This window comes from Streptomyces sp. N35 (assembly GCF_016464295.1).
GTDB lineage: Bacteria > Actinomycetota > Actinomycetes > Streptomycetales > Streptomycetaceae > Streptomyces.
The window spans coordinates 204,334-214,777 of sequence record NZ_JAEIMH010000002.1; the positions used below are offsets into that span (position 1 = coordinate 204,334).

The following is a 10,444-nucleotide window of genomic DNA, read 5'->3' on the forward strand; positions in this document are numbered from 1 at the left end:
GTCGGGTGGGGCTGTTCGTCTCAGGCGATCAGGAGCCGTAGACGAACGGCATGACGATGCCGATGAGGGCAAGCGCCTCACAGAAGGCGAAACCAAGGATCTGGTTGGCACGGATCAGGCCGGCAGCTTCGGGCTGACGGGCCAGGGCCTCGGTGCCCTTACCGAACACGATGCCGACGCCGACACCGGGGCCGATGGCCGCGAGGCCGTAGCCGATGGAGCCGAGGGCCTTGATGTCACCGGTGAGGGCGGCGAGCTCGAGAGTCGCGGACATGCCGTTACTTCCTTCTCTTTCATGGACCGGTGGGGGTTGGCCACCGGGCGCTTAGGGGGTTGTGGCGGGGCTGGCTCAGTGGTGTTCGGAGACGGCGCCCTGGATGTACGAGCAGGCGAGGAGCACGAAGACGTACGCCTGGACGGCCTGCACGAAAAGCTCGAAAACGATCATCCCCATGGTCATGATGAACGAGACACCGGCGGCGGGGATGAGCCAGCTGTTCAGGAGGTACCAGGAGGCGACGGTGAACATCACCAGCATCAGGTGGCCGGCGAACATGTTGGCGAAGAGTCGGACCGCGTGCGTGAACGGACGCACAAGCAGGTTCGAGAAGAACTCGATGAACGAGACCAGCCACTTGATCGGGCCGAGTGACGGGTCGTAACCGGTGACGTTCTTCCAACCGCCCACGAACCCGTGGCGCTTGAAGGTCAGCGGGACCCACACCAGATACACGATGGCCGCGAGGACCGCCGGATACGCGATGCTCGCCGCGACCGGGAACTGGGCCAGCGGGATCACCGACCAGATGTTCATGATCCAGATGAAGAAGAACAGCGAGACCATCAGAGGGACGAAGCGCTCGCCCTCCTTCTTGCCGAGGGTCTCGTACACGATGCCGCGGCGGACGAAGTCGTAACCCATCTCGCCGAGCAGCTGAAGCTTGCCGGGGACCACCTTCGCCTTGCCGAAGGCAAGAGTGAAGAAAGTGACGACCACGAGCGTGCTGAGCAGCGCCAGCAGCATGATCTTGTTGAACTCGAACCCGCCGATCGTGAAGATCGGCTTGAAGAGGAACGAGTGGAGGCCCGGCGCCGGGAAGCCACAGCCGTTGTCGGCCATGATCCGACAGCTCCAGTCGAAGGCGAGCTGGGTCTGATCAGCACTCACCGCGGGCTCCTTCGGCGTGACGCATAGGTACGGCAACCTCGTTGTGTCGGCGCGGCGCGCAGCCGCGAGTCGGCACCGGACTGGTGTTTCGGATGTGGGGGCGGCAATCAGGCGTTGAGCCTCGCGATGGAACAGGCGTCAGCTCAAGTGCCCGCGCCCGCAGTGCCGCAGTTGGCACCGGACGATAGCAGGGTCTGCGACGGGTCTTTATCCCGGCCCTACCCCTCACGAGGAAGAGCCCGTCTTCTCGCCCTTCGAGGCATCGGAGTGCCCGGGGTCGATGTAGAAGATCTTGGCCTTCTTGTGCGCGAAAGCCATCGCCACGACCCAGGTGAGGGTGCAGACGATGATGGCGGCCGCGAAGACCTTGGGGTTGAACGCCGTGGTGTCCTTGAAGACCGCCACGAAGACGAACAGCACAAGCAGCAGCGTCACATAGAGCGCAAGACCCATCGCCTGGAACAGACTTGGCCAGTGTTTGGCCGTGTACTGCAGGCCGAGAATTCCGGCGCCCATGAAGACGATCACCACAAGCGCGCCGATGACACCGCCAAGTGCCCCCGTACCACCATCGATCACTCCACCGACGACCGCGGTGACTGCACCGGCGGCGGCGGTTGGAAGGGCGATGGGCAGGAGGATGCGTGCGTCGAGAGACGGCATGGCGGCAGCTCCGCTTACTTGCTGGGGACGAGTGTCGTCATGGTCGAGCGTAGACCCGGGCAACGATCGAGCTTCTGGCCAACAGACCGTCGCACTACGGTCTTTCGGCTCTACCCCGGGATCTCGTGAACCGTATCACAAACTATTTGATGAGGTCTTTACCTGCGAAGTGTGCTGGCCGTCACACATGAGAGGTAACGCGCGCGTCTGGGCGGGACTTTGGGTTCAATGTCTGCTATTGCGCAGTTTTCCATGACCGTTTTGCTGTGACTTCTGAGGCCGCTGTGTGGGATTCCCTACGTGTGCAGGCGGTCCTTGAAGCGGCTCCGGCCGCCCACCGCCGTCGCCCCGTTGACCCGGCCCACACCTGCCGCCACGGGCGTCGGCTGCTCCTCCTCGCCGGCCGGCCGTTCGCTCTCGTACACGACGGAACCGGCCCTGCGGCGGCGGTAGCGCGGCGGTACGAAGGCCTCGGCCCAGCTGGGCGTCCTCGGCGTGAAGCGCGGCAGCAGGAGCAGCACGAGACCGACCGCGCTCAGTGCCACGATCGCCAGGACAATCCACATGGACGCCGAGTGAACGGAGTAAAGGACCGCACCGAAGGCGATCAGGGCCGACCAGAAGTACATGATCAGCACCGCGCGGCTGTGCGAATGTCCGATCTCCAGGAGCCGGTGGTGCAGATGCCCGCGGTCGGCGGCGAACGGCGACTGGCCGTTCCATGTGCGCCGGACGATCGCGAGGACGAGGTCGGCCATCGGCACCGCGATGATCGTGAGTGGCAGCAGGAGCGGGATGTAGACGGGCACCGTCTGGTGCACGGCCGCGCGCTCGGAGCCCGCGAACACCTTCAGGGCGTCCGGGTCGACCTGGCCGGTGATGGAGATCGCACCGCCGGCGAGGACGAGGCCGATGAGCATCGAGCCCGAGTCCCCCATGAAGATCCGTGCGGGATGCATGTTGTGCGGCAGGAAGCCCAGACACATGCCCATGAGGATCGCGGCGAAGAGCGTGGCGGGTGCGGCGGCCTCGATGCCGTAGCCGTACCACATCCGGTACGCGTACATGAAGAACGCGGTGGCCGCGATGCAGACCATGCCGGCCGCGAGTCCGTCGAGGCCGTCCACGAAGTTGACGGCGTTGATGGTGATCACGACCAGGGCGACCGTGAGGAGCGTGCCCTGCCACTGGGTCAGTGAGACCGAGCCGATGCCGGGGATGGGCAGCCACAGGATCGTCAGACCCTGCATGACCATCACGCCCGCCGCGATCATCTGGGCGCCCAGCTTGATCAGTGCGTCGATCTCGAACTTGTCGTCGAGGACACCGACCAGCCAGATCAGGGCCGCACCGGAGAGCAGGGCCCTGGGTTCGTTGGAGTTCTCGAAGACCTCGTTGAGGTTCTCCAGATGGTCGGCGACCAGCAGGCCCGCGCACAGTCCGAAGAACATGGCGATACCGCCGAGCCGCGGTGTCGGTTCGCGGTGCACGTCGCGCGCACGGATCTCGGGCATCGCCCCGGCGACGATGGCGAACTTCCGCACCGGCCCGGTCAGCAGATAGGTCACCGCGGCCGTGACGCAGAGCGTCAGCAAATATTCACGCACGGGCTTCCCCACAGGTATCGCTGGCCATCTCAGCCCCACACCCTAGCTTCGGTGGCATACGGTTGGGGACTTTCGGGTAGCGACGATGGTTGCACGCTTGACTGTGTCTGGCCCCGCGTCTACCCCGTACTAGCCGGTGTAGGGCGGAAACCTCCGCACCAATTCCCGCACTTCTTCGCGTACGGTCCGGCCCTGCGGCTCCTGCGTTCCGCGCAGCGCGGCCCCGAAGAACCCGGCGATCCGCGCCATCTCCACCTCGCCCATGCCCTGCGTGGTGACGGCCGCCGTGCCCAGGCGCAGACCGCGTACCTCACCGTGAGGCAGCGCACATGTGTCGAGGACGACGCCCGCGCCGGCGAGCAGCCCCCGGGCTTCTTTGGCGTCGAAGCCGAGCGGGGTCGGATCTGCAATCACGAGGTGGGTGTCCGTGCCGCCGGTGGTGATCGCGAAGCCTTCGGCGGCCAGGCAGTCGGCGAGCACCCGGGCGTTGGCGACCACCTGATGGGCGTACGCGGTGAACGCCGGTGTCGCCGCCTCGCCGAAGGCGACGGCCTTGGCGGCGATGGTGTGCATCTGGGCGCCGCCCTGCGTGAACGGGAACACCGCCCGGTCCACCCGTTCGGCGAGCTCCTCGCCGCACAGGAGCATGCCGCCGCGGGGGCCGCGCAGCACCTTGTGGGTGGTGGCACAGACGACATCCGCGTACGGAACGGGGTTGGGCGCCGCTCCCCCGGCGACGAGCCCGATGGGATGCGCGGCGTCGGCGATCAGATAGGCGCCCACCTCGTCGGCGATCTCACGGAAGGCCGCGTAGTCGAGGTGGCGCGGATACGAGATGGAACCGCAGACGATCGCCTTGGGCTTGTGGGTGACGGCGAGCTCCCGGACCCGCTCGTGGTCGAGCAGTCCGCTCTCCTCGTCCACTCCGTAGCCGATGAAGTCGAACCAGCGGCCGGAGAAGTTGGCGGGCGAGCCGTGGGTCAGATGGCCGCCGTGCGGCAGGCCCATGGCGAGCACCTTGTCGCCGGGACGCAGGAGCGCGGCGTACGCGGCGAGGACGGCCGAGGAGCCCGAGTGGGGCTGCACATTGGCGTGCTCGGCGCCGAACAGGGCCTTCGCCCGGTCCACGGCGACCCGTTCGGCGACGTCCACCAGCTCGCAGCCGCCGTGGTGACGGTTGCCGGGATAGCCCTCCGCGTACTTGTTGGCGAGCGGTGAGCCGAGCGCGGTGAGCACGGCGGGCGAGGTGAAGTTCTCGGCGGCGATCAGCTGGAGCCCGCTGCTCTGGCGCTCGAGTTCGGCGAGCAGGATCTCGGCGAGCTCGGGGTCCTGCCGACGCAGGGCGTCGATCCCCGTGGACGATCCGCTGATGCTGGCTGCAGTGGTGACCGACATGTGCGGCTCCGGGCCCGAGGGTGGGGTGTGGCGGCACTTCCAATGTAGGGGCGGGCGCGGGTGCTCGCGCGGTGTCTGCGGACATGTGGTCGACGCACGGGCGGTGTGCGCATCGGCCGGTGTCAGGAGCGCGCCTCGGCCGGTGTCAGGAGCGCGCCTCGGCGGGTATCAGGAGTGCGCCACTGCCTGCGTCCGGCGTGCGCCCCGGCCGACGTCGGACGAGCGCCACGGCCCGCATCGGACGACCGCCCCCGCGTACGTCAGGCGTGCGCCGTCAGCCCCGTGAGCGCCGTCACCACGGGCTCGAGCGCCTGGTTGATCTCGTCGCCCACCGAACGGAAGTACGTCAGCGGCGCCCCGTACGGGTCGTGCACCTCGTCCGCCTCGATGGACGGGGCGAGAAGCCACCCGCGTAGAGCCGCGGCAGCGCGGACCAGGGCACGGGCGCGTTCGACCACGCCTTCGTCGAGAGGGTCGGGCAGGGTCGCCGGATCTATCGCCCGTACAAGACGGGTGAACTCCTTCAGGGTGAAGGTCCGCAGGCCCGCGGAGTGCCCCATCGAGATGACCTGCGCGCGGTGGTCGCGCGTGGCCGTGAGCACCAGGTCGGCCCGGATGACGTGCTCGTCGAGCAGCTCGCGCCCCACGAACCCCGAGGCGTCCGCCCCGAACTCACCGAGCACCGTCGCCGCGTTCGCCTCCATCGGGGCCCCTTCATGGCCCCAGGTCCCCGCGCTCTCCACGATCAGGCCGCCCGCGGCCTCGGGCCCGATCCGGTGCGTCAGGGCATGCCGCGTCAGCCGCTCGGTCATCGGCGAGCGGCACACGTTGCCGGTGCTGACGTGGAGGATGCGGAAGGTTTCTGCAGGGCCTTCGACGGTCGTAAAGCCCGTGAAGCTCGAAGAAGCCGCTATGCCACGCCCCTCAGGGGCCGTCAATTCGCCACCTCGAGGTCGGGTACCACCTTGCGCAGCTCTTCGGCGCTCAGCGCGCCGGCCCGCAGCAGCACCGGCGTCTTGCCGGTCACGTCGACGATCGAAGAGGGCACGATGCCGGGCGTCGGACCGCCGTCCAGGTACACGGAGACCGAGTCGCCGAGCATCTCCTGCGCGGCGTCGCAGTCCTCGGGCGCGGGGTGGCCGGTGAGGTTGGCGGAGGAGACGGCCATCGGGCCGACCTCGGTGAGCAGTTCGATGGCGACCGGGTGCAGCGGCATCCGGATCGCGACGGTGCCCCGGGTGTCGCCCAGGTCCCACTGCAGCGACGGCTGGTGCTTGGCGACCAGGGTCAGGGCGCCGGGCCAGAACGCGTCGACGAGCTCCCAGGCCTTCTCCGAGAAGTCGGTGACCAGGCCGTGCAGGGTGTTCGGGGAGCCGATCAGGACGGGCGTGGGCATATTGCGGCCACGCCCCTTGGCCGCGAGCAGATCGACGACGGCCTCGGAGCTGAACGCGTCCGCCCCGATGCCGTACACGGTGTCGGTGGGCAGCACGACGAGCTCGCCGCGGCGCACGGCGGAGGCGGCCTCGCGCAGGCCGGTGGCGCGGTCGGTCGCGTCGTTCGTGTCGTATCGCCGTGCCATTACTCCCCAGCCCCTTCGTCGTACGTACGCAGCAGGAATGTCAGCGGAACAGTCATCACGGCATCGCCTTGCGGGCGGTGGCGAAGCGAGGCCGGTTGTTGAGGTCGGGGTGGTCGGCCGCGTCCGCCCAGCCCCGCTCCTCGGTGAAGATCCACGGCACCTGGCCGCCCTGGGTGTCGGCGTGCTCGATCACGACGACACCACCCGGGCGCAGGAGCCGGTGTGCGGTGCGCTCGATCCCGCGGATCAGGTCGAGACCGTCCTCGCCGGAGAAGAGCGCGAGTTCGGGATCGTAGTCCCGTGCCTCGGGCGCCACATACTCCCATTCGGTGAGCGGGATGTACGGCGGGTTGGAGATCACCAGATCGACCTGGCCGTCCAGGTCCGTGAAGGCGTCACGGGCGTCGCCCTGGCGCAGATCGACCCGGGAGCCCTCGACGTTCTTACGGGTCCACACGAGCGCGTCCTCGGACAGCTCGACCGCGTGCACGCGCGAGCGCGGCACCTCCTGCGCGAGGGCGAGCGCGATGGCGCCGGAGCCGGTGCACAGGTCCACGATCAGCGGCTCGACCACATCCATCGCGCGCACCGCGTCTATGGCCCAGCCGACCACGGACTCCGTCTCGGGCCGCGGCACGAACACCCCTGGCCCGACCTGCAGTTCGAGGTAGCGGAAGAAGGCGCGGCCGGTGATGTGCTGCAGCGGTTCGCGGGCCTCGCGCCGGGAGATGACCTCCCAGTAGCGCGCGTCGAAGTCGCCGTCCTTGACGTTGTGCAGCTCTCCGCGCTTGACGCCGTGCACATACGCGGCGAGCTCTTCCGCGTCGAAGCGCGGCGAGGGCACACCGGCGTCGGCCAGCCGCTGGGTGGCCTGGGCCACCTCGGCGAGCAGAAGGTTCACGCGCCGTCCTTCCTGGGATTCACAGCCGTATCGCGAAAGCCGTATGAGCCGTATGCCTGGTCTGAGCCGTCTGTCTGGTCCGTCGTCGCGTTACGAGGCGTCGGCCAGCTTGGCCGCGGCGTCCGCGTCGACACAGGCCTGGATCATCGCGTCGAGGTCTCCGTCGAGCACCTGGTCCAGGTTGTACGCCTTGAAGCCCACGCGATGGTCGGAGATCCGGTTCTCCGGGAAGTTGTACGTACGGATCTTCTCGGAGCGGTCCACGGTGCGGACCTGGCTGCGGCGGGCGTCCGCCGCCTTGGACTCGGCCTCCTCCTGCGCGGCGGCGAGCAGCCTGGAGCGCAGGATACGCATGGCCTGCTCCTTGTTCTGGAGCTGGCTCTTCTCGTTCTGGCAGGAAGCGACCACGCCGGTGGGGACATGCGTGATGCGGACGGCGGAGTCGGTGGTGTTGACGGACTGGCCGCCGGGGCCCGACGAGCGGTACACGTCGATCCGCAGATCGTTCATGTTGATCTCGACGTCGACCTCCTCTGCCTCGGGCGTGACGAGCACACCGGCCGCGGAGGTGTGGATACGGCCCTGGGACTCGGTCGCGGGCACGCGCTGCACGCGGTGCACCCCGCCCTCGTACTTCAGCCGCGCCCAGACGCCCTGGCCGGGCTCGGTCGCACCGTTGCCGCCCTTGGTCTTCACCGCGACCTGGACGTCCTTGTAGCCCCCGAGCTCGGACTCCGTGGAGTCGATGATCTCGGTCTTCCAGCCCACCCGCTCCGCGTACCGCAGATACATGCGCAGGAGATCGCCGGCGAACAGCGCGGACTCGTCGCCGCCCGCACCGGCCTTGATCTCCAGGAGCACGTCCTTGTCGTCGGACGGGTCGCGCGGGACCAGGAGAAGGCGCAGCTTCTCGGTGGTCTCCTCGCGCTGCTGCGTCAGATCCTTGACCTCGGCCGCGAAGTCCGGGTCGTCGGCCACGAACTCCTTCGCGGTCTCGATGTCCTCGCCCAGCTGCTTCCAGGAGCGGTAGGTGCCCACGATCGGCGTCAGCTCGGCATAGCGCTTGTTGAGCTTGCGCGCGTTGGCCTGGTCCGCGTGCACCGACGGGTCGGCGAGCTTCTTCTCCAGATCGGCGTGCTCGCCGATGAGGTCCTCGACCGCCTCGAACATCTCCGGGCTCCTGTTTTCGTGCGGAAAGTGGGCTGAGCGAGAAAAACGCCGGCCCCGGTCGCCCCCACGGGGGAGCGACCGAGGACCGGCGCTGGGGCTCGCTACTTGTTGGCGGAGCCGGCCTTGCCGAAGCGGGCCTCGAAGCGGGCCACACGGCCACCGGTGTCGAGGATCTTCTGCTTGCCCGTGTAGAACGGGTGGCACTCGGAGCAGACCTCGGCACGGATGGTGCCGGACGAGATCGTGCTGTGCGTGGTGAACGACGCGCCACAGGTGCAGCTGACCTGGGTCTCGACGTACTCGGGGTGGATGTCGCGCTTCAAGGGTGTCTCCTAGTTTCGGGAGGGCACCGGGTCGCAGACGCGGGATGCGGATGCGTGAACCGGGGCCGACGTACCAGTTTGCCAGGACTGGCCGTATCTCCCAAAACCGGGGCGGGGGCCCAGGTATTCCCGGGAGCGTTTTGGCTGGTCAGCCAGCTGTCAGTTGCTGTCCACGTAGCTGCCCGCATCGCCCTTGTCGCCGGCCGAGTCCTTGGTGGCCGCGGCGGGGATGGGCTTGTCGGCCTTGAGCGCGTCCCAGACCATCAGGGACTGCTTCTCGAGCGGCACCACACGGTTCGGGTCGGCCGGGTCGTAGATCACCGGCATCGTGACCATGTGCATGTCCTTGGCGTCGATCGTCTTCAGCCCGTTGGCGAAGCCGATCAGACGGTTCACCGAGTCGAGGTCGGAGTCGACGGTGGTGGCCTTGGTGGCGGTGTCCGCGAGGTCGTACAGCTTCTTGGGGCTGGAGAACACCCCGACGTCCTTGATCTGGTTGATCAGGGCCTTGATGAAGGCCTGCTGCAGCTGTATTCGGCCCAGGTCTCCGCCGTCACCGACGGCATGCCGGGTGCGGACCAGGCCGAGCGCCTGCTCGCCGTTGAGCGTGTGCGCGCCGGCGGGGAGGTTCAGATGGCTGTCGGGGTCGGATATCGCCTTGGTGGTGGTGATGTCCACACCGCCGAGGGTGTTGATCAGCTTCTTGAAGCCGGAGAAGTCGACCTCGACGTAGTGGTCCATGCGGATGCCCGACATGGACTCGACGGTCTTCACGGCGCAGGCCGGGCCGCCGACCGAGTACGACTCGTTGAACATCTTGCGCTGGCCGCCGGGGTCGGTGCCGCCGTTGTCCGTCGTGCACGCGGGCCGGGTGACGAGGGTGTCCCTGGGGATGGAGACGATGCTCGCCTTCTTGTGGCCCTCGTACACGTGCAGGATCATCGCCGTGTCCGAACGGGCGCTCTCGCCGTCGCCGCCGCCGTACTTCGCGTTGTCACCGGCGCGGGAGTCCGAGCCGAGGACGAGAATGTCCATCGAGCCGTTGTCGACGTCCTCGGGGCGGTCGGTGCCGAGCGCCGCATTGATGTCGACGCCGTGCAGATTCCCGTTGAACTTGTAATAGAGGTAGCCGAGCCCGGCGCCGCCGAGCACGACGACGCCCGCCGCGGTCCAGGCGGTGATCACCAGGGCTTTGCGGCGGGTGCTGCGGGGCTTGCGCCGACGCCCCTTGGCGCCGCGTCGACCGCTGGCCGGTCCGGCGTTCTCGGGGGTGGTGTCGCTCGCGTCGGGCATGTGCTCCTCAGTCCTCGGTCCGCCATTTGTCAGACGTCGTGTCCGCAAAAAGGGTTGCACAGGGTCATAAGAGGTTCTTAAGAGCGAGCCGTGAACAGGCTATGCCGGGACTCAAGGCCGAGTTCCCGCATCCCTGTCCGGAAAACCTGCGTTCACCTGCTATTTCATCCAGTTTCCCACAGCCGGCCGAAAGGACTAGCGGGGGCGGATTCTGTGGCGAAGGTCTCGCGGTGTGACCTCCCCGCGATCGGTACGAAGGACCGAAGTCCCGCCCGTACGCACACCGGCGCCCCCGCCACCGGGCGGGGCGGGGGGGGCGGGGGGCGGGCGGGGGGGCGGGGT

Annotated in this window: 11 protein-coding genes; all 11 read right to left on the minus strand. The window is 68.0% G+C overall.

Annotated elements, in window-relative coordinates:
• Nucleotides 1-28 precede the first annotated feature (28 nt).
• The 11 genes from atpE to JAO81_RS01865 all read right to left on the minus strand — a co-directional run bounded on the left by atpE (nucleotide 29) and on the right by JAO81_RS01865 (nucleotide 10,102).
• Nucleotides 29-274 carry an ATP synthase F0 subunit C gene (gene atpE, locus JAO81_RS01815; protein WP_052579491.1) on the minus strand — a complete coding sequence of 82 codons (246 nt, stop codon included), beginning with the start codon at nucleotides 272-274 and terminating at the stop codon, nucleotides 29-31.
• 75 nt (nucleotides 275-349) lie between these two features.
• A complete protein-coding gene (gene atpB / locus JAO81_RS01820; protein WP_165331972.1) occupies nucleotides 350-1,120 on the minus strand; it encodes a F0F1 ATP synthase subunit A in 771 nt (256 codons plus the stop codon).
• A 273-nt stretch (nucleotides 1,121-1,393) separates the two neighbouring features.
• Nucleotides 1,394-1,831, minus strand: coding sequence for a hypothetical protein (locus JAO81_RS01825; RefSeq protein WP_199545923.1), 438 nt, complete (start codon nucleotides 1,829-1,831; stop codon nucleotides 1,394-1,396).
• 296 nt (nucleotides 1,832-2,127) lie between these two features.
• Complete coding sequence (locus tag JAO81_RS01830; RefSeq protein ID WP_199545924.1) at nucleotides 2,128-3,438, minus strand: MraY family glycosyltransferase; 1,311 nt, start codon at nucleotides 3,436-3,438, stop codon at nucleotides 2,128-2,130.
• A gap of 129 nt (nucleotides 3,439-3,567) precedes the next feature.
• A complete protein-coding gene (gene glyA, locus JAO81_RS01835) occupies nucleotides 3,568-4,833 on the minus strand; it encodes a serine hydroxymethyltransferase (protein WP_199545925.1) in 1,266 nt (421 codons plus the stop codon).
• 260 nt (nucleotides 4,834-5,093) lie between these two features.
• On the minus strand, nucleotides 5,094-5,771 hold the full coding sequence (locus tag JAO81_RS01840; RefSeq protein WP_199545926.1) for a protein-tyrosine-phosphatase: 678 nt from the start codon (nucleotides 5,769-5,771) through the stop codon (nucleotides 5,094-5,096).
• Complete coding sequence (locus JAO81_RS01845; protein ID WP_165331961.1) at nucleotides 5,768-6,415, minus strand: L-threonylcarbamoyladenylate synthase; 648 nt, start codon at nucleotides 6,413-6,415, stop codon at nucleotides 5,768-5,770. The genes JAO81_RS01840 and JAO81_RS01845 overlap by 4 nt, the downstream gene beginning before the upstream one ends.
• A gap of 55 nt (nucleotides 6,416-6,470) precedes the next feature.
• Entirely contained in the window at nucleotides 6,471-7,316 is an 846-nt protein-coding gene (prmC, locus tag JAO81_RS01850) for a peptide chain release factor N(5)-glutamine methyltransferase (protein ID WP_165331962.1), read from the minus strand.
• Nucleotides 7,317-7,406: 90 nt separating this feature from the next.
• On the minus strand, nucleotides 7,407-8,486 hold the full coding sequence (gene prfA / locus JAO81_RS01855) for a peptide chain release factor 1 (protein WP_199545927.1): 1,080 nt from the start codon (nucleotides 8,484-8,486) through the stop codon (nucleotides 7,407-7,409).
• Nucleotides 8,487-8,587: 101 nt separating this feature from the next.
• Nucleotides 8,588-8,809, minus strand: a complete 222-nt coding sequence (gene rpmE, locus JAO81_RS01860) for a 50S ribosomal protein L31 (RefSeq protein ID WP_199545928.1) — start codon at nucleotides 8,807-8,809, stop codon at nucleotides 8,588-8,590.
• Between the two features lie 159 nt (nucleotides 8,810-8,968).
• Nucleotides 8,969-10,102: an LCP family protein gene (locus tag JAO81_RS01865; RefSeq protein WP_199545929.1), complete on the minus strand. Its 1,134-nt coding sequence runs from the start codon at nucleotides 10,100-10,102 to the stop codon at nucleotides 8,969-8,971.
• Nucleotides 10,103-10,444 lie beyond the last annotated feature (342 nt).

Coding starts and splice junctions, on each gene's coding strand:
- atpE (WP_052579491.1), bottom strand. CDS start 274: ATGTCCGCGACTCTCGAGCTCGCCGCCCTCACCGGTGACATCAAGGCC.
- atpB (WP_165331972.1), bottom strand. CDS start 1,120: ATGGCCGACAACGGCTGTGGCTTCCCGGCGCCGGGCCTCCACTCGTTC.
- JAO81_RS01825 (WP_199545923.1), bottom strand. CDS start 1,831: ATGCCGTCTCTCGACGCACGCATCCTCCTGCCCATCGCCCTTCCAACC.
- glyA (WP_199545925.1), bottom strand. CDS start 4,833: ATGTCGGTCACCACTGCAGCCAGCATCAGCGGATCGTCCACGGGGATC.
- JAO81_RS01845 (WP_165331961.1), bottom strand. CDS start 6,415: ATGGCACGGCGATACGACACGAACGACGCGACCGACCGCGCCACCGGC.
- prfA (WP_199545927.1), bottom strand. CDS start 8,486: ATGTTCGAGGCGGTCGAGGACCTCATCGGCGAGCACGCCGATCTGGAG.
- JAO81_RS01865 (WP_199545929.1), bottom strand. CDS start 10,102: ATGCCCGACGCGAGCGACACCACCCCCGAGAACGCCGGACCGGCCAGC.